25 protein-coding genes are annotated in these 25,391 nt (G+C 66.2%); 1 reads left to right on the forward strand and 24 read right to left on the reverse strand.

What is annotated here, in order from left to right:
* The first annotated feature begins 204 nt into the window (after positions 1–204).
* Positions 205–861 (forward strand): hypothetical protein, encoded by a 657-nt coding sequence (locus ACN9MV_RS24725; RefSeq protein WP_093058581.1) that lies wholly within the window; start codon positions 205–207, stop codon positions 859–861.
* 30 nt (positions 862–891) lie between these two features.
* Here ACN9MV_RS24725 and ACN9MV_RS24730 read toward each other — a convergent pair whose 3' ends face one another.
* From ACN9MV_RS24730 to fliE, 24 genes are all read right to left on the reverse strand, one after another.
* Entirely contained in the window at positions 892–1,626 is a 735-nt protein-coding gene (locus tag ACN9MV_RS24730; protein ID WP_093058580.1) for an RNA polymerase sigma factor FliA, read from the reverse strand.
* Positions 1,627–1,660: 34 nt separating this feature from the next.
* Positions 1,661–2,467, reverse strand: coding sequence for a MinD/ParA family ATP-binding protein (locus tag ACN9MV_RS24735; protein WP_426389926.1), 807 nt, complete (start codon positions 2,465–2,467; stop codon positions 1,661–1,663).
* Between the two features lie 10 nt (positions 2,468–2,477).
* The gene (gene flhF, locus ACN9MV_RS24740) at positions 2,478–4,832 is read right to left on the reverse strand and encodes a flagellar biosynthesis protein FlhF (protein ID WP_426393198.1); all 2,355 of its coding nucleotides are present in this window, start codon (positions 4,830–4,832) and stop codon (positions 2,478–2,480) included.
* 71 nt (positions 4,833–4,903) lie between these two features.
* The gene (gene flhA, locus ACN9MV_RS24745; RefSeq protein ID WP_093077268.1) at positions 4,904–7,003 is read right to left on the reverse strand and encodes a flagellar biosynthesis protein FlhA; all 2,100 of its coding nucleotides are present in this window, start codon (positions 7,001–7,003) and stop codon (positions 4,904–4,906) included.
* Complete coding sequence (gene flhB, locus ACN9MV_RS24750) at positions 7,000–8,142, reverse strand: flagellar biosynthesis protein FlhB (protein ID WP_093178159.1); 1,143 nt, start codon at positions 8,140–8,142, stop codon at positions 7,000–7,002. The genes flhA and flhB overlap by 4 nt, the downstream gene beginning before the upstream one ends.
* A 143-nt stretch (positions 8,143–8,285) precedes the next feature.
* Positions 8,286–8,927: a protein phosphatase CheZ gene (cheZ, locus tag ACN9MV_RS24755; protein ID WP_093058575.1), complete on the reverse strand. Its 642-nt coding sequence runs from the start codon at positions 8,925–8,927 to the stop codon at positions 8,286–8,288.
* Position 8,928: 1 nt separating this feature from the next.
* Positions 8,929–9,324, reverse strand: a complete 396-nt coding sequence (gene cheY / locus ACN9MV_RS24760; RefSeq protein WP_172839779.1) for a chemotaxis response regulator CheY — start codon at positions 9,322–9,324, stop codon at positions 8,929–8,931.
* Positions 9,325–9,355: 31 nt separating this feature from the next.
* Positions 9,356–10,381 carry a protein-glutamate methylesterase/protein-glutamine glutaminase gene (locus ACN9MV_RS24765; RefSeq protein WP_371127412.1) on the reverse strand — a complete coding sequence of 342 codons (1,026 nt, stop codon included), beginning with the start codon at positions 10,379–10,381 and terminating at the stop codon, positions 9,356–9,358.
* Positions 10,382–10,437: 56 nt separating this feature from the next.
* Positions 10,438–11,076: a chemoreceptor glutamine deamidase CheD gene (gene cheD / locus ACN9MV_RS24770; protein ID WP_426389928.1), complete on the reverse strand. Its 639-nt coding sequence runs from the start codon at positions 11,074–11,076 to the stop codon at positions 10,438–10,440.
* On the reverse strand, positions 11,073–11,912 hold the full coding sequence (locus ACN9MV_RS24775) for a CheR family methyltransferase (RefSeq protein WP_371127411.1): 840 nt from the start codon (positions 11,910–11,912) through the stop codon (positions 11,073–11,075). The genes cheD and ACN9MV_RS24775 overlap by 4 nt, the downstream gene beginning before the upstream one ends.
* A gap of 94 nt (positions 11,913–12,006) precedes the next feature.
* Positions 12,007–13,326: an EAL and HDOD domain-containing protein gene (locus ACN9MV_RS24780; RefSeq protein ID WP_426389930.1), complete on the reverse strand. Its 1,320-nt coding sequence runs from the start codon at positions 13,324–13,326 to the stop codon at positions 12,007–12,009.
* 29 nt (positions 13,327–13,355) lie between these two features.
* Entirely contained in the window at positions 13,356–15,419 is a 2,064-nt protein-coding gene (cheA, locus tag ACN9MV_RS24785; protein WP_426389932.1) for a chemotaxis protein CheA, read from the reverse strand.
* A gap of 25 nt (positions 15,420–15,444) precedes the next feature.
* Complete coding sequence (gene motB, locus ACN9MV_RS24790; RefSeq protein WP_093077275.1) at positions 15,445–16,323, reverse strand: flagellar motor protein MotB; 879 nt, start codon at positions 16,321–16,323, stop codon at positions 15,445–15,447.
* 13 nt (positions 16,324–16,336) lie between these two features.
* Positions 16,337–17,197 carry a flagellar motor stator protein MotA gene (motA, locus tag ACN9MV_RS24795; protein WP_093058568.1) on the reverse strand — a complete coding sequence of 287 codons (861 nt, stop codon included), beginning with the start codon at positions 17,195–17,197 and terminating at the stop codon, positions 16,337–16,339.
* Positions 17,198–17,275: 78 nt separating this feature from the next.
* On the reverse strand, positions 17,276–17,863 hold the full coding sequence (gene flhC, locus ACN9MV_RS24800; RefSeq protein WP_093058567.1) for a flagellar transcriptional regulator FlhC: 588 nt from the start codon (positions 17,861–17,863) through the stop codon (positions 17,276–17,278).
* Positions 17,860–18,252: a flagellar transcriptional regulator FlhD gene (flhD, locus tag ACN9MV_RS24805; RefSeq protein WP_371127410.1), complete on the reverse strand. Its 393-nt coding sequence runs from the start codon at positions 18,250–18,252 to the stop codon at positions 17,860–17,862. The genes flhC and flhD overlap by 4 nt, the downstream gene beginning before the upstream one ends.
* Before the next feature lie 304 nt (positions 18,253–18,556).
* On the reverse strand, positions 18,557–18,832 hold the full coding sequence (locus ACN9MV_RS24810) for an EscU/YscU/HrcU family type III secretion system export apparatus switch protein (protein ID WP_426389936.1): 276 nt from the start codon (positions 18,830–18,832) through the stop codon (positions 18,557–18,559).
* On the reverse strand, positions 18,829–20,124 hold the full coding sequence (locus ACN9MV_RS24815; protein ID WP_426389938.1) for a flagellar hook-length control protein FliK: 1,296 nt from the start codon (positions 20,122–20,124) through the stop codon (positions 18,829–18,831). Before ACN9MV_RS24815 ends, ACN9MV_RS24810 begins: the two co-directional genes overlap by 4 nt.
* A gap of 34 nt (positions 20,125–20,158) precedes the next feature.
* Positions 20,159–20,491 carry a flagellar protein FliT gene (locus ACN9MV_RS24820; protein ID WP_256216787.1) on the reverse strand — a complete coding sequence of 111 codons (333 nt, stop codon included), beginning with the start codon at positions 20,489–20,491 and terminating at the stop codon, positions 20,159–20,161.
* Between the two features lie 30 nt (positions 20,492–20,521).
* Complete coding sequence (gene fliS / locus ACN9MV_RS24825; RefSeq protein ID WP_093058563.1) at positions 20,522–20,941, reverse strand: flagellar export chaperone FliS; 420 nt, start codon at positions 20,939–20,941, stop codon at positions 20,522–20,524.
* Positions 20,942–20,960: 19 nt separating this feature from the next.
* On the reverse strand, positions 20,961–22,403 hold the full coding sequence (gene fliD / locus ACN9MV_RS24830; protein ID WP_093058562.1) for a flagellar filament capping protein FliD: 1,443 nt from the start codon (positions 22,401–22,403) through the stop codon (positions 20,961–20,963).
* Between the two features lie 55 nt (positions 22,404–22,458).
* A complete protein-coding gene (locus ACN9MV_RS24835) occupies positions 22,459–22,821 on the reverse strand; it encodes a flagellar protein FlaG (protein ID WP_093058561.1) in 363 nt (120 codons plus the stop codon).
* Between the two features lie 171 nt (positions 22,822–22,992).
* Positions 22,993–24,651: a FliC/FljB family flagellin gene (locus ACN9MV_RS24840; RefSeq protein ID WP_093058560.1), complete on the reverse strand. Its 1,659-nt coding sequence runs from the start codon at positions 24,649–24,651 to the stop codon at positions 22,993–22,995.
* A 178-nt stretch (positions 24,652–24,829) separates the two neighbouring features.
* Positions 24,830–25,153: a flagellar hook-basal body complex protein FliE gene (gene fliE, locus ACN9MV_RS24845; protein ID WP_093077280.1), complete on the reverse strand. Its 324-nt coding sequence runs from the start codon at positions 25,151–25,153 to the stop codon at positions 24,830–24,832.
* Positions 25,154–25,391: the final 238 nt, after the last annotated feature.

A 25,391-nucleotide genomic window follows, 5' to 3' on the forward strand; every position in this document is an offset into this window, starting at 1 on the left:
GGACAACGCCTAATGGCGCATGACAAATAAGGCACCCATCTACTTGTTCCTGGGGATGGCCTTCGCACCGTCGCGCTCCTACCATCAGCCGCGCACGAAATGACAAGAGGCTCGTGAAGATGAAACGGCACAGGTCGCCGCTTGGGCCCCATGGTGCAGCGCTCTACTTTGCCCCTCCCATTCCAACGCAAATAGACATCACACGTGAACGGACACAACCAACTCTTCCGAGCCGATCCCGTTGCGTACGCGCAGCTTCGCGCGATCAACGGCGTTTCGTGGTTCATGCAGAACGCGCAGGCGCAGCAGAATCCAGCTTTCGCCATGCAGGTCCTGGTACTCAACACGGCCAAGATGGGCTCGTTCGATCTGCAGGGCACCGCGCAAGCCCTCCAGGTCACCTTGAGGCCGGTGGGAAATGTCCTCCATCAGGATCAGCCGATCTCGGCGTATTGGTGTCCTTTCATCCAGGGCAACGTGATGCCCGGATTCGTCGACGTACCTCGACACAACCCGCAGCACAGGTTCGTCTTCACCGCCGCCATGAATGGCTGCGCCCTGATGGTGACGAACTCGCCGCTCGGTGCGCATCTGATCAGGGTGTATCACCACCAGCACCCCGGGCAAGCCAACATCAATCAGATGATCCAGACGCAAGGGCAGGAAGTGATCTCGTACATCGGCTTCGACGACTACGGCCACGCCAACCAGCATATTCCGCTGCCGAACGCCTTCAACTTCCTGTACTACAGGAACGGCGCCTGGAAGTACGTTCTGCAACCGCAACTGTTCGATCCACTCACGAACAATGTGACGCTCAACGGCCTCATCCCCTCGCAGGTGCTCGATGCGACTTTCTGATTCAGGCGGCGGCCCTGGCCCCGGAGTCCGCTACAGCACATCCTTCAGCTTGGCCCGCAGCCTGCTGATCGCCTGGCTGTGCAGCTGGCACACCCGCGACTGGCTCACCTCCAGGATCGCGCCGATCTCGCGCAGGTTCAGCTCTTCCTCGTAGTAGAGGTTCAGCAGCAGCTGGTCGCGCTCCGGCAGCGCACCGATGGCGTCTACCAGCTGATGCCGGAAGCCGCTCTCCAGCAGCTGCTCCAGCGGATCGTCACTGCCGCGCCGGTCCTTGCGCGCGTCCTGGGAATGGCTGTCGAGGAACGGGCTGTCCGGGTCGTCCTTGGAGAAGTCTTCGACATACACCAGCTGGCAGCCCTGGATCTCCTGCAGCAGCGACTGATACGCCTCCAGGTCCATCTTCAGCTCCTTGGCGATCTCCCCTTCGGTGGGAGAGCGCCCGAGCTTGTGGCCCAGCGCCTGGATCGCCTTCTCGACGCCGCGCGCCGACTGGCGCAGGCCGCGCGAGCCCCAGTCGCTGGCGCGCAGTTCGTCGAGCATGGCGCCGCGGATGCGCTGGCTGACGAAGGTCTCGAATTGCGCGCCGCGGTTGTCCTGGTAGCGGCTGGAGGCGTCCAGCAGGCCCAGCATGCCGGCCTGGATCAGGTCGTCCAGCTCCACGCTGGCCGGCAGCTTGGCCATCATCTGCAACGCGATGCGGCGCACCAGCGGCTGGTGCTGCGCCAGCAGATGTGATTTTTCGATGGTTCCCTGTGCGGTGTACACGGCCGTCCTTCTTGGGTTGTCCGGGTCGGCGGGCTCAGGCCACGGCCTGCAGCGGCTCGGCCGCGCGCCAGGGCCAGCGGTCGACCTCGCCGGCAATGCGCCGGAAGTCGACAGCGGCATGGCTCGCGGGAAAGGCCTCGACGATGGTCTTCTTCAGGCGCCACGCGTCGGCAACGAGCGGGTCGAAGCGCACCCAGCCCGCGGGCTGAAGCAGCAGCGCGAGATAGCGGCTGGCGGCATGCGCGAGGTTGCTCATGATCTGGCGCGCGGCCACGACGTCGGCCGCGCCGTTGACCAGGAAGCGCATCTGCTTGATGCCGTGCGCGTGGTGCAGCCGCTTGATGCCTGCATAGGCCGCGGTGATCGACGCGGGGTGCGGCTGCAGCACCAGCAGCAGGTCGTCCGCGCCCTGCGCGAGCGCCGACAGCCGGCCTTCGGCGTCGAAAGCCGCATCGACGATGACGACGCCGTCGTGCCAGAACTTGCGCGGGTCGATTTCGCCATCCGCACCATTCACCGCGCCGTGCGGCGCGGGTAGCACGTGCACGCCGCAGGCTGCCTTGACCTCTGCACCATCCAGCGTCAGGCGCTGGCTCGCTACATCGGCCAGGTTCCCCAGCGGATCGATGTCCCACACCTCGCAGGCGGAGCCCACAGTCGGGCAGTGCTCGTCCAACAGCAGCACGTTGCGCCCCTGCAGGGTCAGTGCCACACCGAGATTCATCGCGGCCGTGGTGCTCCCCGCGCCCTGCCCCAGGCCTGCGACGGCCACCACGCGCGCATGCGTCGGTGCGAGCATGCGCCGCAGTCCGTCGGCCTGATCCGCAACCAGCTTGTTCATTCCTGATTCCTCAACCCAACTTCTCCAGCGCACGCGGCGCCTGCGTGGGAGCGGTCGACTCGGTGCCCAGCGCCTCCAGCAGCAGAAAGAGCTTGCCCACGCCCGCATACAGAGCACCGCCGCTCATGGCCCGCCCGTTGCGCGCCGGGCGCCCCGTGAGCTGGCCCAGCAGCGCGCGCGTGCGGTCGGCCCATTCGCCTTCGGCGTGCAACAGGCGCCACACGGTGGTGGTCATCTGGCCGGCGATCAGCAGCCGCTTCATGATGTCGGGGTCGCCCAGCTCGCCGATACCGCCGACCATCTGCACACCGTCGCGCAGCAGGCGGAAGCAGGGCTCGGCGTCGCTGGCCCAGCCCTGCCATTGCGCGAGCTGCTGCGTGGAAACGTCCGCGCCGATATTGGTCAATGCATGGCCCTGCGCCAGCACGTTGCCGGTGCGCGCATCGACCACCCGCGTGGCGACGCAGCGCAGCGCGGGCATCGCATCGCGCCCGATGCCCGCCGCCATGGCGGCTGCGTTGAAGCGCAGCACCACGTCAGCATGCGCCTCGCTGTGCAACGCCGCCTTGCCGCGAAAGCGCACGGGCCGCCCCTCGCCGAATTCGAAGTCCATGCGCGCGATCGTGTCGGGTGCGCCGGTGCGCACGTCGATCACCGCGGTGGAGCCCGGCGCGCGCGCCAGCCAGCGCTGGCCCGCCGCCTGCCACTGCACCATGGCCTCGATGCCGGGCAGCCTCGTCAACAGATGCACCAGCGGCTTGTGGCCGAAGTCCTGCTGGCGCAGCCACGGCACCTGGCGTGCGCCGGGCTTGCGCGCAGCGTCTTTCATGCCGCGCGTGGCGGCGGTCGAGAGCCACTGGTTCGGCGCTGCCAGCGGCAGGCCCGTGCGGTCCGACAGCAGCAGGCTGCCGTGGCATTCATAAGCATCGCCGCCTTCGTTCGAGCGCAGCCCGACCTGCCCGCACAGCGCGAGCACATGGGTCTCGCAGCCGGCGGCCACTTCGCTGCGCGCATGCACCATCAGGTCGTGCAGCACGGCCTTCTGGCCGGAGCCTTCGTCGCCGGCCTGGCGCCAGAGTGCGCGCGAACGCTCGAAGCCGATTTGTGCGCCCGCCAGCGCGCTCGCGGTGGTGGCGAGTTCTTGCGCGTCGTGTGCCATGGCGCGAATCAGGTTCTGGTACTTCAGCCGCAGGCGGTCGGTCTCGCCCTGCGCCTGCACCACCTGCGCCGAGGGGCCCGCGCCCGCCGGCTCCTCGTGCAGATCGCTTTCCGCGGGCACGAACAGCGGGCTGTGCTGGCGCGGCTGGAACACGCTGTCCACCAGCTGCGCGCGGTCGGCCTGCATCAGGTTCTCGGGCACCTTCTGGCCGCTGGAGATGTAGTGCACCGGCAGGCGGTGGCGGATCACGGTGTCGATCAGTGCGCCCGGATGCGTGGCCTCGTCGACCTTGGTGAAGATGCAGCCGGTGAGCTCGTTGCCGTGGCGGTAGGCATGCACCACCTCGTTGAGCGTGTCGCCGTGGCTGGTGGCGTTGAGCAGCAGCAGCCGCTTCACGGGCCGCTGGCTCTGGCCGAGCATCGCGATCTGCTCGGACACGGCGCGGTCGCGCTGGCTCATGCCGACGGTGTCGATCAGCACCATGTGCTTGTCGCGCAGGTCCTGCAGCACCAGGTGCAGGTCGGCCGCATCCTTCACGGCGTACACCGGCACATTGAGGATCTGGCCGTAGATGCGCAGTTGCTCGTAGGCGCCGATACGGTAGCTGTCGGTGGTCACCAGCGCGAGCTTGTCGGCACCGAAGCGCATCACGCAGCGCGCGGCCAGCTTGGCGGTGGTGGTGGTCTTGCCGACGCCGGTCGGGCCCATCAGGGCGTAGACGCCGCCCTGCGCGAACAGCGCGTCTTCGTCTTCATGCACAGGCACGGCGCGGATCAGCTCCGAGCGCACGTAGGCCATGCCTTCGGCGTATGTCTGGCCGGTGGGCATCTTCTCCAGCATGGCCTTCGACAGGCCCGCGCTGAAGCCGGCGCCAAGCAGCGTGCGCAGCAGGCGGCCGCGCACCGGGTCGCGGCGCTGCTTGTCGTTCCACACGACGCTGGCGAGCTGCTCTTCGATCATGCCGCGCATGGAATGCAGTTCGGTGAGCACGGTGTCAGCGGGTGCGGGAGCGGGCACAGGGGCCGCCACAGGCACGGGGACCGATGCCACGGGCGCCGCGATCACCACGGGCTTCGCAGGCACAGACGCGGTGTCTTTCAACACCCCCTGCACTTCGCCCTCGACCATTGCGACGATCTCGACGCCCTCGGCCATTGCGCGATGCGTCAGCACGATGGCGTCGGCGCCCAGCGCCTCCCTCACCATCCTCAGGGCTTCGCGGCTGGTGGCCGCGACGAATTTGCGCGCGGTGGTGCGCACGTCGGTCTGCTTGGAATTCAACCTCGTCCTCCGATGGCGGTGGTGATCTTGATGGTGCGGGAGTCAGGAATCTCCGCATGCGAAAGCACTTTCAGCTGCGGCAGGCTGCGCCGCAGGAATCTGGACAGCAGCACGCGCAGCGCGTGCTGCACCACGAGCACCGGCGCCAGGCCCATCTGCTCCTGGCGCAGGATCGCGGCCTGCGCCTGCCTGAGCAGGTTGTCGGCAATGCCCGGCTCGATGCCGCTGCTGTTGGTCAAGGCCTGCTGCAGCACGCCGTCGAGCGAGCCGTCGAGGCCGATCACCTGCATCTCGGTGTCGCCCGGGAACAGCTGCTGCGTGATGGCGCGGCCCAGCGCCAGGCGCGTGAGCGTGGTGAGTTCGGTCGGGTCCTTGATGGTCGGCGCGTGCTCGGCCATCACGTCGAGGATGGTGCGCATGTCGCGGATGGGCACCTCCTCGTCGAGCAGGTTCTGCAGCACCTTGTGCAGCGTGCTGAGCGACAGCACCTTCGGCACCAGGTCTTCCGTGAGCTTGGGCGCGGTCTTGGCGATCTGGTCGAGCAGCTGCTGCACTTCCTGGCGGCCCAGCAGTTCGGCGGCATGCGTCTGGATCAGGTGGTTCAGGTGCGTGGCCATCACCGTGCAGGCATCGACCACCGTGTAGCCCTGCACCTGCGCCTGTTGCCGCAGGCTGGCGTCGATCCACACCGCCGCCAGGCCGAAGGCCGGGTCGCGCGTGGGCGTGCCGGGCAGCGTGCCCGTCACCTGCCCGGGGTTGATGGCCATCCACTGGTTGGGGAAGGCTTCGCCGCGCCCGATCTCCACGTCCTTCAGGCTGATGACGTAGGTGTTGGGCTTGATCTCCAGGTTGTCGCGAATGTGCACCACCGGCACCAGGAAGCCGACCTCCTGCGCAATCTTCTTGCGGATGCTCTTGATGCGGCCCAGCAGCTCGCCCTGCTGCGACTGGTCCACCAGCGGAATGAGCCGGTAGCCGACCTGCATGCCCAGCGGGTCGACCATTGCAACGTCGTCCCACGTCGCTTCTTCCATCTCGGCCGAAGGCGCGGGGTTCGCGGCCTGCGCGGCGGCGGCTGCCTTCTGCGCGGCTTCCTGCGGCTTGCGCATCACAAGCCGTCGACCCAGCCACACCAGGCCGCCCGCGATCAGCAGGAAGGCCAGGTTCGGCATGCCCGGGATCATGCCCAGCAGGCCGACGATGCCGGCCGTGAGAAACAGCACCTGCGGGTTGGAAAAGAGCTGGCCCGTGAGCTGGCTGCCCACGTCTTCGTCGGTGGTCACGCGCGACACGATCACGCCGGCGGCGGTGGAGATGACGAGCGCCGGAATCTGCGCCACCAGGCCGTCGCCGATGGCCAGCAGCGTGTAGGTCTTGCCGGCAGTGGAAAAGTCGAGCCCGTGCTGCAGCATGCCGACCACCAGCCCGCCGATGATGTTGATCACCATGATGAGCAGGCCCGCGATCGCGTCGCCGCGCACGAACTTGCTGGCGCCGTCCATCGAGCCGTAGAAGTCGGCCTCCTGCGCAACCTCGGTGCGGCGCTTGCGGGCCACGTCTTCGCCGATCAGGCCGGCGTTGAGGTCGGCGTCGATGGCCATCTGCTTGCCCGGCATCGCGTCGAGCATGAAGCGCGCGCCCACCTCGGCGATGCGCCCCGCGCCCTTGGTGATCACCATGAAGTTGATGAGCACGAGGATGATGAAGACCATCACGCCCACCGCGAAGTTGCCACCCACGAGGAAGTGCCCGAAGGCCTCGATCACCTTGCCCGCCGCGTCGGGCCCGGTGTGGCCGTGCATCAGCACCACGCGCGTGGACGCCACGTTCAGCGACAGGCGCAGCAGCGTCGAGAACAGCAGCACGGCGGGGAAGGCCGCGAAGTCCAGCGCCTTCATCGTGTACATGCTCACCAGCAGCACCATCACCGACATGGCGATGTTGAAGGTGAACAGCAGGTCGAGCAGGAAGGGCGGCAGCGGCAGCACCATCATGCTCAGGATGAGGATGATGAGAATCGGCCCGGCCAGTCCCTTGAACTGCGAGCCGGAGAACAGACGCGTCGGCAGACGCATCAGGTTTGTCATCGCGTTCATGCGGCTTCCACTGTGTATTGAAGGTCTGCCGGCACCGGCAGATCGGTCGGCGTGCGCGGGGCGTCGCCGCCCTCGGTCTTCCAGCGCCTGAGCTGGTACACCCAGGCCAGTACCTCGGCCACCGCGGTGTACAGGCCCGCCGGAATCTCATCGCCCAGCTTCGTGTGCTTGTAGAGAGCGCGCGCGAGCGGCGGCGCTTCGAGAATCGCGACCTTGTGCTCCAGCGCCATCTCGCGGATGCGCGCGGCCACAAGCTCGGTGCCCTTGGCCACCACGCGCGGTGCGCGCATGCCGCTGTCGGTGTACTTCAGCGCCACCGCAAAGTGCGTGGGGTTGGTCAGCACGATGTCTGCCTTGGGCACCTCGGCCATCATCCGGCGGCGCGCCATCTGCTGTTGCTGGCGGCGGATCGCGGCCTTGATGTGCGGATCGCCTTCGCTTTCCTTGTGCTCCTGGCGCAGGTCTTCGCGCGACATGCGCAGCTTGCGGTAGTAGCTCCAGAGCTGGAAGGGCACGTCGATCAGCGCCACGAGAAACAGCGTGGCCGCGATCAGCGCGCAATGCTTGGCCACCAGCACCATTGCGTGCGGCAGCGCGTAGTGCGCGGGCTGCGCCATCAGGTCCATCAGCGCGCCGATGTCGCGCGACACCACCCACCACGCCACGCCGCCGATCAGCGCCGACTTGGCAAGCGCCTTGAAAAGCTCGGCCAGCGACTGCGCGGAAAACATGCGGCCGATGCCGGCCAGCGGATTGAGCTTGCTGAAGTTCGGTCCCACCGATTTGGTGGAGAACAGCCAGCCGCCGAGCATCAGCGGCGCGACCACGGCAGCGACGATCATCATCGCGAACAGCGGGCCGATGGCCGTGAGCGTGTGCATCGCCATCAACCCGGTCTGGGCCAGCATGTGCGAGGGATCGAAAGCGCTGGCGCGGTCGAACTGCAGGCCGCGGTGCAGCGCACCGCTCATGCTCGTGCCCAGCGACTCCCCTGCGAACCACAGCCCCGCGCATGCGGTGCCCAGCATGACGAAGGTGGTGAGCTCGCGCGAACGGGCTACGTTGCCTTCCTCGCGCGCCTTCTCCAGGCGTCGCTCGGAGGCGGGTTCCGTTTTTTCGAGATCGCTTTCCTCAGCCATTCATGCTCCGAACCAGCAGTGGCGAAGTACGCCTTGCTCATGACCAAATTATTGAATTCGGTCGTCCGGAACAATCTGCCGATAAGGGCCCTTATCGCCCTGCTATTCGGACAATAGGCAGGGCCTGGAAGCCCGGCCCGGGCTCAGAAGCCGAGGCTCTCCAGCAGGTCGTCGACCTGTGCCTGGTCGGTCACCGCATCGGGGTTGCCGGGCTTGACCTGCGGGCCGTTCTGCAGGCTGTGCGCGGCCTCCTGGCGCTTCTCGGGCGCGGAGTTGTCGATCAGCACTTGCAGCAGCTGCGTCTCCACGTCGTTGACCACTTCCATCATCTTCTTGATGACCTGGCCGGTCAGATCCTGGAAGTCTTGCGCCATCAGGATTTCCATGAGCTGCGAGTTGATCGCGCCGGCACGCTCCGGCACCTCGTTGAGGTAGCTGCGCGTGTCGAGCACGAGTTCGCGCGCATGGTCGAGCTCGATGGGGTTTTCGAACCACAGGTCCCAGCGCTTGCTGAGGCCCTTGGCATCGCTGGCCAGAGCTTCCTGCAGCGGCTGTGCCACGTCGATGGCGTTCAGCGCGCGGTGCGCGGCACGCTCGGTGGTGGCAGCCACGTAGCTCAGGCGGTCGCGTGCATCCGGAATGGCTTGCGCGGCCTTGGCCACCTGCTTGTCGAGGCCCAGCTCGCGCAGGCCTTCGCGCAGCTGGCGCGTGAGCTGACCGATGCGGCCCAGCAGTTCTTCGGCGGTGTTGGTGGGGTCCGCGGCCCCGGCAGCGTTCTGGCTCATGTCAGGCCGCTTCCTTCGCAAGCTTCTCGAAGATCTTGGTGATCTTCTCTTCGAGCGTGGCGGCGGTGAATGGCTTCACCACGTAGCCGTTGGCGCCAGCTTGCGCGGCCGCCACGATGTTTTCTTTCTTCGCCTCTGCGGTGACCATCAGCACCGGCAGCTTCTTCAGCTCGGGGTCGGCGCGAATGGTCTGCAGCATGGTCAGGCCGTCCATGTTCGGCATGTTCCAGTCGGACACAACGAATCCGAAGTTGCCGCCGCGCAGCTTCTCGATACCGGCCGCGCCGTCTTCCGCCTCGTCGACGTTGAGGAACTCCAGTTCCTTCAGCAGGTTGCGCACGATGCGGCGCATGGTCGGGAAGTCGTCCACAACCAGGATTTTGATGCTCTTGTCGATCACGATATTTCCAACTCCAACAGGTCGTTTTTCAAACTCGGTTCGCACGTTCGCCGAACGTGCGAAGGTGCGCCATCACCCGGCGGCTCACTTCGCTCAATGGGGACACGTCGTCCACCGCGCCCAGCGCAATGGCTTCGCGCGGCATGCCGAAGACAACGCAGCTGGCCTCGTCCTGTGCCAGCGTGTGCGCGCCCGCGCGCTTCATGCGCAGCAGGCCTTCGGCGCCGTCCCTGCCCATGCCGGTCAGGATGATTCCGATGGCGTTCTTGCCCGCGTGCTTGGCCGCTGAATCGAACAGCACGTCGATCGACGGCCGGTGGCGGTTCACCGGTGGCTCCTGGTCGAGGTGGGCCACGTAGTTGGCGCCGCTGCGCGCGAGCGACAGGTGAAAGCCGCCGGGCGCGATGTAGGCATAGCCGGGCAGCACGCGCTCGCCGTGCTCGGCCTCTTTCACGTTGATGCGGCACAGGCCGTCGAGCCGCTGCGCGAACGAGCGGGTGAAGCCGGCCGGCATGTGCTGCGCGATCATCACCGCGGGCGAATCGGGCGGCAGCGGCTGCAGCACTTCGCGGATGGCCTCGGTGCCGCCGGTGGAGGCGCCGATGATGATGAGCTTTTCGGTGCTCAGCAACGGGCTGCGCAGCAGCGATTCGTGCGGCGCGTCGCCGCCGGGGCGCGGGGCCGCGGCATGCCGGCCGGGCAGCAGCCGCGCGCTCGCGGCCGTGCGGATCTTGCCGGCGATCAGTTCGGTGTAGTTGAGCAGGCCGTCGCGCACGCCCAGGCGCGGCTTGGTCACGAAGTCGATGGCGCCCAGCTCGAGCGCGCGCAGCGCGATCTCCGAGCCGCGCTCGGTCAGCGACGACACCATGACCACGGGCATGGGCCGCAGCCGCATGAGCTTTTCGAGAAACTCCAGCCCGTCCATGCGCGGCATCTCGACGTCGAGCGTGAGCACGTCGGGGTTCGTGACCTTGATGAGGTCGCGCGCCACCAGCGGATCGGCAGCGGTGCCCACCACGGTCATGTCGCTCTGGCTGTTGATGATCTCCGTCATCACGCTGCGGATCAGTGCCGAATCGTCGACGCACAGCACCTTGATTTTTTTATTGCTCACGGATTTCCCTTGGTTGCGGCAGCCGGCGCCGCGCGAAGGCCGGACAGCCTGCGCAGCAACTCGCCCTCTTCGTTCTGCACCTGCGCCACTTCTGTCTGCGCGCGCAGCTTGCGCACGATGGCCTTGCCGGTCGCCGGCACGAAGCACACGCGGCGCGCATGCGGCCCCCGTAGGTCTTGCGCGGCGACTTCGATGCGTTCGTTGCGCAAGTAGCGCAGCACGAAGTCGGCGTTGCGGTCGCCGATGTTGAGCGTGGTCATGTTGGCCAGTACCGCGCCGCCGCCGAACACCTTGGCACGCAGCCGGTCGCGGCGCGCGCCCGCGCGCACCAGTTCGCGGATCAGGGTGTCCATGGCGTAGGCGCCGTAGCGCATCGACTCGGATGCGTCGCGCGTGCCGGTGCCGGCGGCTTCGCCGTCGTCAGGCAGCATGAAGTGGTTCATGCCGGCCACGCCGGCTTCCCTGTCGTGCAGGCAGGCGGCCACGCACGAGCCGAGCACGGTGCTCAGCACGGTGTTGCTCGAAGTCACGTAGTACTCGGAGGGCAACAGCTTCACGGCCATGAGGCCGACGTCGCGGTCGAAGTAGTGGTGGCTGGCCACCGAGTCCGGTGCGGCAGGGTTCGAGGCCATCATGGAACGCCCGTGGCACGCGCGCGCGCCAGCTCGTACACGGTCTGGCCCAGCGGCCGGAAGGCCTGGTTGACGAGCGACGCGTTCTCCGAATGCCCCGCGAACAGCAGGCCGTTCGGCTTGAGCAGCGGCGCGAAGCGGTCGAGCACCTTCTTCTGCGTGGGCTTGTCGAAATAGATCATCACGTTGCGGCAGAAGATCGCGTCCACCGGCTCCTTCACCGCCCACGCGCTGTCGAGCAGGTTGAGCCGCGAGAACTTCACCAGCGCCGCCACCTCCGGGCGGATGCGCGCCTTGCCCGCATTCGCGCCGGTGCCCTTGTTGAAGAAGCGCCGCAGCCGCTCGGGTGCGAGCCTGCGCACCTGCTCGGCGGTGAACACGCCGGTAGCCGCCTTGGCCAGCACCGAAGTGTCGATGTCGGTGGCGATCACACGCGACGAGCCCGCCTTGTCACCCAGCGCCTCCATCAGTGTGATGGCAATCGAATAGGGTTCCTCGCCCGTCGAGGCCGCCGCGCACCACACGGTGACGGGCTGCTTCGCCTTGCGCACGTGCTCGGCCAGCGTCGGGAAGTGATGGGCCTCGCGGAAGAACGAGGTCAGGTTGGTGGTGAGCGAGTTGATGAACAACTGCCACTCCTCGCCATCCTGCCGCCCTTCGAGCCAGTCGAGGTAGGTGGCGAAGTCGGGTACCTGGAGCTCTCTCAGCCGGCGCGAGAGCCGGCTGTACACCATCTGCCGCTTCTGCTCGCCCAGGGCGATGCCGGCGCGGCGGTGTATGAGGGTGCGGATCCGGGAAAAGTCGCTGTCGGTAAAAAGGAACTCGGTAGTCACGGCCATCCTGGAAGCTTGGCTTTCAATGTACATAGCGTCCGCCGTTTCCAATGGCCCGATCAAACGAACAAATGCCCTGCACTTCCGGCCTCGCGCGCGTTCAGGGGCCGGCCGCGACCGGGCTCGCGTCCTGCGCCCACACCAGCGCAGACAGCTGCGCCGCATTGACCTGGTCCGCGCTCAGGAACAACGCTTCCGACAGGCGCGAAGCCTGTCCGTCGTCGAGCTCGCAGCTTTCGGCCAGCGCCACGAAGGGGCCGTACAGGCCGCCGCGCGAAAGAATGGCCTGCTGCACCGACTCGGTGAGCTGCACCTTGCGCAGCACGCCCTCCATCGACACGCCCAGCAACTGGTCGAGCAGAGAGAACATGCCGGCCACGAACAGGTTGTCGGCCTCGCTGGCCGGCAGCATGCCCTGCCCCATCAGTTCGACGAAGCGCCCGCGCAGGATCGCCTTCTTCATCATGAAGGGCGAGCCGCCCTTGTTGCTGGTGGCCAGCAGCAGCGACAGCCAGCGGTACAGCGGCGAGTAGCCGAGCATGGCCACCGCATGGCGCAGCGAATGGATTTCCACCGCCATGCCGACCGAGGGCGAGTTGATGTAGCGCAGCAGCCGGTAGGTGAGCGCAGCGTCGTGCTTGAGCGCGGCCTCGATGACGCGCACGTCTTCGTTGCGCTGGAGCATCTGCATCAGCTGCACGATCAGCAGCGACTCGGGCTGCAGCGCGTCCTCGGTCTCGCGCACCGGCGGATTGCGGAACGCGCCTTCGATGAACACATTCACGCGGCGCCCGGCGCAGGCGTCGAATTCGTCCCAGTTTTCCACGCGCGAGGCGATCGGCTCGACCGGCGGGTGGCCCAGCTCCGCGTCCCGGCGCAGCCGAGCCACGGTGTCGGCGTCGCGCGCATCCACCTCGAAGTGAGTGACGATGGCGCGCAGCTCGGGGTCTTCGGGCAGCGCAGTGGCGCCGCACAGCATGAAGCCGAAGCCCTGCTCGCGCAGGAACAGCAGGATGGAGCGCATGTCCGCGTCCAGCAGTTCGTCCACGCCCATGCACAGCACCATGTGCTGTGGCGGCAGCGATTGCAGCTCGCTCTGGAACAACGCATCGACCGTCACGTCGACGAACACCAGCTGCGGCCCCAGCAGCCAGCCTGCGGGCGTGGGGTTGAGGTGCATGGCGAGCGTGTCCATCAGCGCCTTGACGCCGGCAGCGCCGGACACGCCGGAGCCCTCGCCGCCCGCCGCGCGCCAGGCCATGCGATAGCCCATGACGCGCCGCTGGGCGTCGAGCAGCATGGCATAGGCCACGTGGCCGTCGGGCCCCGCGTCGGGCTGCGCCGACGCGTCGGTGCCGGCGCCAAGATCGGGGTTGGCCCCTGTGTCGCCGGAGGAACGCCGGAAGAAATCAAACCGCATTCAGCTGTCTCCGTGGGGTGTCAGAGCGATCAAAGCGCGATGGCGTCGGTGGCAATCCTCCGGGCGGCGCCCGCCAGCGCGGCCGTGCTCGCGGCCTGCGCGCGCTGGATGCGCGGCATGGCGCCCACGTCGATGATGAAAGCCACGCTGCCGTCGCCGAGGATGGTCGCGGCGGAAATGCCGGGCACCTTGCGGTAGTTGGTTTCCAGGTTCTTCACCACCACCTGGTGCTGTCCGAGCAGTTCGTCCACCAGCAGCGCGAAGCGGCTGTCGTCAGCCTGCACGATCACCAGGATGCCCTGCGTGGGATGCGTCTGCGCACCCGACACGTCGAACACGCGGTGCAGTTCGATCAGCGGCAGGTACTCGCCGCGCACGCGGATCACGTGGCCGTCGGCGGTAATGGAATGCAGGTGCTCCGGCAGCGGCTGCAGCGACTCGATGACGTAGCTCAGCGGAAGGATGTAGGCCTCGCTGCCCACCTTCACCGACATGCCGTTGAGGATGGCCAGCGTGAGCGGCAGCACGATGCGCGTGGTGGTGCCCTGCCCGCCGCGCGAGTGGATCTCCACGTGGCCGCCCATCTCCTGGATGTTGCGCTTGACCACGTCCATGCCCACGCCACGGCCCGAGATGTCGGTAACCTGTTCGGCTGTGGAGAATCCGGGCGCGAAGATGAGCTGCCACACCTCTTCGTCGGGCATCGACTCGCTGACCGGCATGCCCTGCTGCATGGCCTTGGCCAGGATGCGCTCTCGGTTGAGGCCGCCGCCGTCGTCGCTCACCTCGATCACGATGTTGCCGCCGTGGTGCTGCGCCGATAGCAGCAGCTGGCCGGTGGCGTCCTTGCCCTTGGCCAGGCGCACTTCCGGCGTTTCGATGCCGTGGTCGAGGCTGTTGCGCACCAGGTGCGTGAGCGGGTCGACGATGCGCTCGATGAGGCCCTTGTCGAGCTCGGTTTCCTTGCCGTAGGTGTCCAGGCGAACCTGCTTGCCCAGCTTGGCGCTGACGTCGCGGATCACGCGCGGGAAGCGGCTGAACACGTAGTCCATCGGCATCATGCGGATGGACATGACCGACTCCTGCAGGTCGCGCGCATTGCGCTCCAGGTGGCCGAGGCCACTCAGGAAGCGCTCGTAGGCCACCGGGTCGAGCATGGTCGCGGCCTGCGTGAGCATCGACTGCGTGATGACGAGCTCGCCCACGAGGTTGATGAGCTGGTCGACTTTTTCGACATCGACGCGGATGGAGCTGGATTCCTTGGCTGCGGGTGCGGCGACCGATGCCGCTGCCTGCGGCTTCGATGCCTCGGCGACTACAGCCGGTTCGGGCACTGGCGCAGCCACGGGTGCCGGGGCTTCGGCCACGGCCGGGGCCTCTACGGCAGCAGCAGCGGCTTCATGCGTGATGTCGATCTGCGACTCGTCGATGACGAAGCAGCAGACCGCGACGATGTCGTCGGGCGCGCAGGTGGTTTCCAGCAGCACGGTCAGCTGGTCGTTGCTGCGCGTGCGCGACAACACCTTGCCGAGGTTGGCCAGCTCGCCCGCGAGCAGGTCGCATTCGCTGTCGGACAGGCGCGCGAAGCGGATGCGCAGCGCGCCGCTGCTCGATGCGGACGATGCGACCGGCGCTGCAGGCGCAGCCACTGGCGCTGGAGCAGGAGCAGGCGCCGGTGCGGACACCTGCGCCACCGCGCTGTCGTCGCCGTTTTCGAGCGCGAGTTGCTGAAGCACGCCACAGATGTGCGCGACCATGTCCGGGTCCGGCTCCTTGCCGGCCTGGTAGGCAGTGAGTTGTTCTTGCAAGGCGTCCTTCGTTTCCAGGAATGCATCGATCATTCGGCCGTTCAGGCGCAGCTGCCCGTGGCGGGCGCGGTCCAGAAGCGACTCGAGAACGTGCGTGGTGTTGGTCAGGGCGACGAAACCGAAAGTCGCGGCGCCGCCCTTGATCGAGTGCGCCGCGCGGAAGATGGCGTTGAGCTGTTCGCTGTCGGGTGCCTCGACGTCGAGCTCCAGCAGCAGCTGCTCCATCTCCGCGAGCAGTTCGACGGCTTCGACAAAAAAGGCCTGGGTGAATTGACTGAGGTCCATCTCTTGAGCTCTTGTTGTTTTGTTGTTACGACGCCTTCGCGGCCGCCTTGCCGATGCGCGTGCCGGCAGGCTCGCTGCTGTTCTCGCGCTCGATGCGCTCCTGCGTGCGATGGTTGAGCAGGATGATGCTGATGCGCCGGTTGATGGGGTTGCGCGGATCAGCCTTGTCCAGGTGCATGCTGTCGGCCAGGCCGATCACGCGCAGCACCTTGTCCTCGGTCATGCCGCCGGCCACGAGCTCGCGCCGCGAGGCGTTGGCGCGGTCGGACGAGAGCTCCCAGTTGCCGTAAGAGCGGTCATTGGTGTAGACGATGGCGTCGGTGTGGCCCGACAGCGTGATCTTGTTGGGCAGGCCGTTGAGCGCGGGCGCCAGCTCGCGCAGGATGGCGCGCATGTGCGGCACCACGCGGGCGCTGGCCAGCTCGAACATCGGGCGGTTCTCTGTGTCGACGATCTGCAGGCGCAGGCCCTCGGTGGTGATGTCGATCAGGATCTGCGAGCGGAACTGCTGGAAGACCGGGCTCTTCTCGATCAGCTGGTCGAGCTTCCTCTTCATCTCGGCCAGGCGGGCGGCGTCGGCCTCGTCCTCGCTGGCCGTTTCGGTGAGCTTGACCTCGCCCTCGACGTGCATCGGATCGGCGCCGCCGCCGGGAATCATGCTGGTGCTGAGGCTGGACTTCTCGCCGCCGGCCAGCGCCACGCGCAGCGGCATGCGGAAGTGCTCGGCGATGCCTTCGCGCTGCTTCGGGCTCGAGATGGAGAGCAGCCACATCACGAGGAAGAAGGCCATCATGGCGGTCATGAAGTCGGCATAGGCGATCTTCCAGCCGCCGCCCGCATGGCCGCCGCCGCGCGCGCCCGCGTGCACGCGCTTGACGATGATCTGGGGCTTCGAGTCGCTCATGGCCGTGTATGCGTCAGCGCGCCTTGACTTCGCGGACGTGGTTGTCCAGCTCGGTGAAAGACGGGCGCTCGGTAGAGAACAGCACCTTGCGGCCGAACTCCACCGCGAGCTGCGGCGCGTAGCCGTTGAGGTTGGCCAGCAGCGTGACCTTGGCGCACTGGTAGATCTTCATGCCCTCTTCCACCTTCTGCTCGATCAGCGAAGCCAGCGGCGACACGAAGCCGTAGGCCAGCAGCACGCCGAGGAAGGTGCCCACCATCGCGTGGGCAATGAGCGCGCCCATCTCCGAAGGCGGCAGGTTGGCCGATCCGAGCGCGTGCACAACGCCCATCACGGCCGCGACGATGCCCAGCGCGGGCAGTGCGTCGCCCACGCGCGAGAGGCTGTGGCCGGGCACCGCGGCTTCGTGGCGGATGGTTTCGATCTCGTGGTCCATCAGCGCCTCGATCTCGTGCGCGTCGGTGTTGCCGCTGATGACCAGGCGCAGGTAGTCGCACAGGAAGACGGTGATGCCCTCGTGCGCCATGATGCTCGGGTAGCGCATGAAGATCTCGCTCTGGGTCGGGTCTTCGACGTCGGACTCCAGCTTCATCATCCCTTCCTTGCGGGCCTTGGCGAGCAGCTCGTACAGCAGCGCCATCAGGTCCATGTAGAGCTGGCGGTTGTGCTTGGAGGTGCGCAGCAACAGCGGCAGCTCCTTGATGGTGGCCTTGATGGTCTTGCCGTTGTTGCCGGCAATGAACGCGCCCAGCGCGGAGCCGCCGATCATGAGCAACTCCACCGGCTGGAACAGGACGCCGAAGTGCCCGCCCATGAGGCCGTAGCCACCGAACACGGCACCTATCACCACGAGATATCCAGCCAGAACCAGCACGCGCTTCCCCTATCGCCCTGCGGCGTCGAATCAACAAACCCCAAGCCTCCGGACATCAGAAGCGGGGGCACTTTTTTCCTAGACGGCGCCGCCGATGTCGAGCACCGGCGCCACGGCGACGAGCCCACCCCGGCGCACCTCGGACAGCTTGGGCTTGCGCGCCTTGCCTGCGCGCGAAGGCGGACGGCACAGCACGCACACGTAGCCGTTCTTGTTGTCATGTGCATGGGCCACGAAGTGGCCGCCGCAGCGGCTGCAGGTGCTCAGCTGCAGCATGTCGCTGTCGAAGAAGCGCACCATGGTTTCGGCGCGGGTGAAGTCGAGCACCACCTCGCCGCCTTGCGACTCGACCTGCTCGGTGTAGAGGCGATAGGCCTTGATGAGCGCGGGCAATTCGTTCTCGTCGGCTTCGTCGAGCATGAAGCGGTAGATGTTGTAGAACATCGACGAGTGGATGTTGGCCAGCCACGTCATGTACCAGTCGGTAGAGAACGGCAGCAGCCCCTTGGGCGGAGAAACGCCCTTGAGTTCCTTGTAGAGGCGTATCAGGCGCTCCCGGCTCAGCTTGACTGCCGCCTCCAGGAACTGCAGCCGGGCGCCGAGACCGATCAGCTCGATCGCGAGCTGGACCTGCCGGACCTCGCCCAGAACGCTCTTGCTGCTCACGCCGCGCTCGCTCCGCGCATCGGCGCCTGGGCTTGAGCCTGGGCCTGTCGCGCAGCCATCAGGATCGACATATGCGCCTGCTGCAGCGCCGGCTCCTTGCCCTCGCCGACCACCGCGAACATCGGTCGGTCGTCCAGGCGGAAGCTGCACAGCAGGAAGTTGGAAGCAGCCAGCTTCACGATCTGGCTGAGCGACATGTTCGCCAGCAGATCGGCAAGCTCGCGCCCCACTCCCAGGCGGAACATGGCCTCGGCCCGATCCTGCTTGACCAGCTTCTGCGCCAGCAGCATATAGGCCAGATTTATCTCGCCGATTTCTCTCGAAATCACGCCGTTTGCGGTGATGTTGCAATTTTCCACGTCTGATCCCATTTCCGATTCAAAGCTCACTTCGTGCTCCTATCAATCGTGTATACATTATATACACAAAGTTTTACATGTTGAAGTGTTTTGTATGACAGGAGACCAAAAAAGGTAGGAGTCGTCTGACAGAAACGCCACTTGTCCCCACGGAGAGTGAGGGTCATAAGCGTTACACAATCACGTAACAAGTTGTTCCAATCACGAGTTTTTGGGCAGTAATTTATTCATCAGAGGCATCGAATTAATAAATACTATGGCCTTGTTTTGATTCACTGATAAATCTCTTGCATGAATATCCGTATTCATGATTTGCCATTGATTCGTTGTTCAATTAGTCGCCTGCGCGACCTTCGAGGCCGTAGATCCACGCCATGACCTCGGCCACCGCGAGGTACAGCTGCGGCGGTATCTGCTGATCGAGGTCGACCTGCATCAGCAGCTTCACGAGGTCGGCCGACGAGTGCACGTAAAGCCCGTTCTCGCGCGCCTCGCGCATGATCGATTCGGCCACCACGCCATAGCCCTTGGCCACGACAATCGGGGCCCGTGTCTTGTCCGCATACGAAAGCGCGACGGCGCTGTTGCGGTTGTCGAGCACTTCATTCATGCCGCCGCCTTCGCCATGACCTGCACCTGCTGCAGCCGCAGGCCCGCCGCGTCGAAGCGCTTCGCGAGCCGGCCCGTGTCGCCGCGCAGGCGTGCCATGGTGGCGGTCTCGCGCGCAAAGAGATGCGCCTGCACGGCGGGGCCTTCGAGGCTCAGGCGCAGATCGACTTCGCCGAGCCGCGGCAGCGCCAGCGACACCGTGGTCGACCAGCGGCGCGTGCCCTCTTCTTCCGCCGCGGCGCCATCTCGCTGCTGCGCCTGCTCTTCCTCGATGGACCAGCTCATCGGCACATCGGGCCAGGCCTGGCCGCTCCAGCGGAAGACTGCGCTGGCCAGCAGGTCGAGCTGCTGGTGCACGATCGTGACGGCTTGCGGATGAATCACTTCGGCGCCGCGCGATGCCGATACGGCAGCAGCGCCGTCGGCTTGGCGTGCGGATTCGCCGGCACGATGCGCGGGCATCGAATCGAGCATGCCGCCGACCTGCGCGCTCTCGGGTTGGCGATAGGCCGCCTGCACGCGCGCGGCATCGTTCGATACGGCTTGCCCGGAAACCTGGGCGGTGTCTTGTGCGGAACGCGCGGCTTCCTGTGGCTGCGCATCGGTAGCGGGCGCCTGCGGCACGGGCGCATTCTCAACAGTGCGGAATGCATCGCCCTGTGGTACCGATACCACCATGGCTTGCACCAAGAGCGCCGGCGACACGCCGGACACCCCCACGGAGGTCGCGGAGGCCGGCGCCTGCGCAACCGCAGCCACGGCTGCAGCCAATGCCGCCACATCGGGCCTCGCAGCCACCGGCGTCGACCAGCGCGCCTGCGGCTCCTGCGCCATCTGCGCGAGCGTGCGGCTGCCGGCCGCGAACTCCGCCAGGTGCGATTCATAGAAGAGGCCGCTGTCCGACACCGTCTGCGCCAGCGCGCCGGCCAACGCCGCAGCGCTCGCAGACTGTCCGCGCGACGACAGCAGCGGCGCCGCGCCGCGCACCGGCCCCGGCTGCGCCTGCAGGTCGGCCAGCACCGCGCCGATGACGCGCGCCGCGACCGACAGCCGCATGGCCACCGACGGCGTCGCACCCGCGCCTGCATGCGCCGTGCCGCCGGCCATCGCGCCCGGCAGTTGCCGGTCGAGCGCGGCATTGGAAGGCAGCCGCACGTCGTTGTCGACCTTGCCGACAGGCACGGCCGGCCCCGGCGCGCCGATGACGGCCTCGGCCTTGATGCCCAGCACGTCGAGCCGCGGCGCCAGCCTTGCGGCCAGCAGCGCATCGAGTAGTCCGGCGAGTGCAGTCATGGTGCGGCTTCTTCGGCGTTTCTTCGGGCCGCGCTCAGTGCGGCGGCCCGTAGGCTCTGCCGAGGTTCTTCTGCTGGGTGAGATACCCCATCCGGCCGATCAGGTCCTCGATCTGCGGCTTGATGAGGCCCGACACCTCGGCCTGGTCCGAGCGGATGCGTTCGAGCAAATCGAGCACGTGCTCGACCTGCATCGAATCCAGCGTCTCGAACGGTTCGATGGCGCGCAATCGCTCGACCATGGCCGCGCAACGCTCTTCGAGCGCGGGGAGCCGGCCCCATTCCTTGGCGCGTGCCAACACCAGCATCGATGCAATGCTGGTTGCCAGCTCCTCGTAGCAATGAACGACCTCACTCCGGAATGCCATGTTGTCCTGTCTCATTTTTGCGGTTGCATTTCAGCTGCGAGCCCGGTCGTCGATCTCCCGCCAGGCGGAAGCGACGTTCTCGAGCAGCCGGTCAGCCTCGTCCAGGGCCTGCACGTCGTTGTGCAGGTTGGCGCGGAACAGCCGCTGCACGATGTAGTCGTACAGCGCCGACAGGTTGCGCACGAGTTCGGCACCGGCATCGCCGGCGGCCTGGGCGTCGAGCGCGGCCTTCAGGCCGTTGTCGACGATGCCGATGGCCTTGGAGATCGCGTTGCCCTTGGCTTCGATATCGCCGGCCGCCATGTGGTGGCGGGCCATGCCGATGGCGGTCTTCGCGCCATCGAAGAGCATCACGATGAGCTGGTGCGGCGACGCGCTCATTGCGCTCGTTTCCACACCGACGCGCGCATAAGCGCCGGCGCCAGTGCGCATGTTGTGGGAGGTGTACATCGGCTGGTGCCCCGCTTGCTTACTTGCTGCTGTTCGACATCGCTTCGAACTGCTGCGTGAGATAGGACTTCGTGTTGTTCATGCTGTTGATCAGCACGTCGAGCTGGTTGAACTGCTTGCGGTAGCGGTCGACCGTGGCGTCCACGCGCAGCTGCATCGCGTCGTACTGGTCGTCGAGCTGCTTGATGGTGGAGGTCACGCCGTCGCTGGCCACCTTCAGGGCGCCGGTGTTGAGGTCGGTCACCAGCGCATCGATCTGCTTGCCGTAGCCGGCCGTGCTGCCGGTGGCGCTCGAGAAGAGGTTCGCCACGCCCTTCAGGTTGTTGGCGAGGGCCTTGTCGAGCTTGTCGGAATCCACGGCCAGCGTGCCGTCCTTCTGGAAGGCCACGCCGATCTCGGTGAGCACCTTCATGTCGTTGGTGCCGCCGGCCTGCGGCGTGGTGAGCGCCTGGCGGATGCGCGTCTGCAGGTTGCGCAGCGTGCTGTCGCCCACCAGCGCGGCGGCGGTGTTGGTGTCGGCGTCGTACGTGGTCAGCGACGCGGCGGTGCTCTGGAGGCTGTTGTAGGCCTTCACGAAATCGTTGATCGCCGTCTTCACGCCGGCCGTGTTTTCCTTCATCGACAGGCCGGTCTTGCCGGTGTTCACCAGCGTCAGCGTGGCGCCCTGGATGGCTTCCTTCACGGTGTTGCTAGCGCTGGTGACGTCGATGCCGTTGACGTTCAGCTTGGCGTTCTGCGCCGCTGCCGTCTGCTTCAGGTTCTGCGTGCCGGCCGGGTCGTTGTTCAGCAGGTTCTGCAGCGTCGCATCGCCGTCGACAGAGATGCGCATGCTCGATTTCTCACCGGTCTGCGTGGAGGTCAGCACCAGCCGGTTGGGCGAGCCGCTGCCGTCGTTCACGATGGTGGCCGTCACGCCGGCATTGGCGCCGTTGATCGCGTTGCGGATGCCTTCCAGCGTGTTGTTGGTCGGGTCGATGGTGATCGACTTCGCGGTCTGGCTCGCATCCGCGGTGAACGTGGCGCCGGTGTACTGGCCGGTCGTGGCGTTGAGCGTGCCGCCCGTGATCGCGCCGAAGTCGATGGTGATCTTGCCGTTGCCGATCGCGGTCTTGGTGTCGACCTGGCCCGCGGTGATGACGGTCTGCGCCTGCGCGAGCTGCGACACGTCGATGGTGTAGTTGCCGGCGGCGCTCACGTCCGTGGCGGATGCAGACAGGATGCCGCTGACGGTCGGCGTGCCGGTCACGCTCTGGAACAGCGTCGGGTCGCCCAGCTTCTTGGCGGCCGTCTGCAGCGTGCTGAGCGCGCTCTGGATCGTGCCGTAGGCGGACAGCTTGCTCGTGTAGCTCTTGGCCTTCGCCTGCAGTGCCACCAGGGGCTGGCTCTCGGCGGTCTGGAGTTGCGTGAGCAAGCTGGCAAGGTCGAGATTGGCGCCGACGCCGAGGCTGCTGATGGTTGCCATGTGAAAGCTTTCCTGAATTGGGTGTTCTGCTACGAATGAAGAATCTGGTGCGGCCTCAGGCCGCGTGGTCCACCAGCAAGCCGTTGCCGTCGCTCATCAGCTTCGCGATGCGCACGACGTCTTCATTGGGAATCTGGCGGATGACCTCGCCGCTGGCGCGGTCCACCACCTTGACGATGACTTTGTCTGTGTCCTTGTCGACCTCGAACTGCAGGCCGACCTCGCGCAGCGCGAAGGCTTCGTTCACCTGGTGCACCGCCTGCTCGACCTGCACCGGCGTGGCGTCGTCCTTCGCGTCGGCCGCAGCGTCGCCCTTCGCACCGGCCACCAGGCCCCGCACGGCCGCGGCGCCGCCGACGAGCAGCTGCGTCCACTGGTTCTCCATCACGGGGGTAGCCGGCACGGGGTTCAACATCATTTCCACCTTGTCTTGCTGGTTCGCTGTCCTCTGGGGCCTCACCCTTGGGGCATGGCCGCAGAGGGCAGCGCAAGTGGTCCCGGCTTGCTCCGGGGACCTGCGCCAGCCGGACTCCACCCTTGCGGGAGGGGCCCGGCATTCCTTTGCTTCTGACTAACTAGACCTTGTCGATCAACGCAGGAGCGACAGCACGCCTTGCGTGGTCTGGTTGGCTTGCGACAGCACCGAGGTACCTGCCTGTTGCAGGATCTGGGCGCGCGTCATGTTCGACACTTCAACTGCGTAGTCAGCGTCTTCGATGCGCGAACGCGACGAGGACAGGTTGGTCACCGTGGTGCCGAGGTTGGCGATCACCGAGTCGAAACGGTTCTGCACCGCACCCAGCGAGCTGCGCAGCTTGTCGACCTTCGACAGGGCGGCGTCCAGTGCCTTCAGCGGGTCGACCGTCGACTTGGCATCGCTCACTGCGTTGGTCGTCACCTTGCCGGGCTTGGTGGAATCGGCATACACGGTGCTGCCTTGCGAATCGGTCGCCACGCCGTTGGCGTTCAGGTTGATCGATTCGGCGGCGGTCGTCGTCAGGCCGCTCACGCCCATGTAGGCGCCGGTCACGGCACCGCCGGCTGCTGCCACTGCGTAGGCCGCGGTAGCGCCAGCGCCGTCGATGTCGATGGAACCTGCGCCAGCGTTGATCTTGGCTGCGACCTGGTCGGCCGTGGCGCGCTCGCCGGCAACCGCGAAGGTGCTGGCGCCGGCAGCTGCCGTCACCACCGTGTACGAAGCGCCGGTTGCGCCGATGGTGATCGAGTCGCCAGTGGCGGACATGCCGGTGGCTTGCTCGAGCACCGCCGACAGCGTGGCGGCGGAAGTCGCGCCAGCGCCCGTCTTGGTCAGGTTCTTCGACGCGTCGAGGTACAGGGCCGAGCCGTCGGCAGCGTCGGTCATTGCACCGTTGCTGTCGATCTTGACGTCCATCGAACGGTTGCCGAGCTTGACCGTGGCGGTCACGCTGGTGCCGGCCGGCGGGGTCAGCGAAGCGAGCGTGTTGGCCTGGCTGCGGGTAGCTTCCGTGGCGGTGTAGCTCTTGGTCGCTGCGCTGTAGGTGTAGGTTGCGCCGCCGGTCATGGTGACCGTGCCGCCGTCCTGCATCTTGGCCAGCACGTCGTTGGCCGTGGCGCCGTTGGCGGCCGTGGTCAGCGTGCGGCTGTAAGCCGTGATGCCGTTCGTGGTGGCACCCGCGGTGAAGCCGGCGACCAGCAGGTCGGAAGCCGTGGCGGTCTTGTTCTTCGAACCGGTGTTGTTGACGTTGAAGCCGTCCAGACCGAGGGTCTTGGCGCTGATTTCTTGCAGGTCGATGTCGATGGTTTCGCCATCGTTCGCGCCGACTTGAACGGTCAGCTTGCCGGCGTCAGCCGACAGGACCTTCACGCCGTTGAACTGGGTCTGTTCCGAGACGCGGTTGATTTCGTCCAGGCGCTGGCCGATTTCCGACTGGATCGAGTCCAGGTCGCTTGCCGAGTTCGTGCCCGTGGCGGCTTGCACCGACAGTTCGCGGATGCGTTGCAGGTTGTTGTTGACTTCGGTCAGCGCGCCTTCGGTCGTCTGGGCGATCGAGATGCCGTCGTTGGCGTTGCGCGTTGCTTGCGTCAGGCCCTTGATGTTGGCCGTGAAGCGGTTGGCAATGGCTTGGCCGGCAGCGTCATCCTTGGCGCTGTTGATGCGCATGCCCGAAGACAGGCGCTCGATGGCGCTGTTCAACGCCGACTGCGACTTGTTGAGATTGTTCTGCGTGATGAGAGAGAGGCTGTTCGTGTTGATGACTTGCGCCATGTTCGACTCCTGATTGATGAAAAAAGGTTGTGGACTCCGGCCTTCGGCCGTAACGCTGGACCCGCTTCCACTGTGAGACTCAAGCCATCGTTGACTTGGTTATCGGCGGGGTCTCACGAACCTTTAGGGCAACGTACAAAAAAGTTGCACAGGCTGCCCATGCCACCAACCCGCACCCTCAGGCCTGCAGGTTCATCACTTCCTGATAGGCGGTCACCAGGCGGTTGCGCACCTGCAGCCCGGTCTGGAAGGCGACGTTGGCCTTCTGCAGGTCGACCATCACGTCATTGAGCGCGACACCGGGCTTGCCCAGTTCGAACGACTCGGCCTGCGCATAGGCCTGCTGCTGCGCGCCGCTGATGTTGGAAAGCGAGCGCTGGAGCTCGGCTGCGAAACCGCCGGCTTCGACCGGCGTACCGGCAGCGGCCGCGGGCGCAATGCCCGTGTGCAGCGCGGTGGCGCGCATCTGCTGCAGTACGGATTCGATGGCACTGATCGACATGGGAGATCCCTCTTCCTTTGTTTGAACACTTCTGCGTGACTTGACATGGAGGGGCAAAAGCCCTCCTGCCTGCTTGCAGCGTATCAAGGGAAGACCCCGATTCAAGCGCGCAACTGAGGGCAAAAACCCCGGCTGTTCGGGCATTCGAATTCCGGGTGACTGTTGACAATCGTCGGCGAAACGAACAGGCCGCGGACGACATCACGGGCCATCCGGAATGAAATCTCTACACCGAATC

Source organism: Variovorax sp. R-27, from assembly GCF_049913215.1.
Taxonomy (GTDB): Bacteria; Pseudomonadota; Gammaproteobacteria; order Burkholderiales; family Burkholderiaceae_C; genus Variovorax.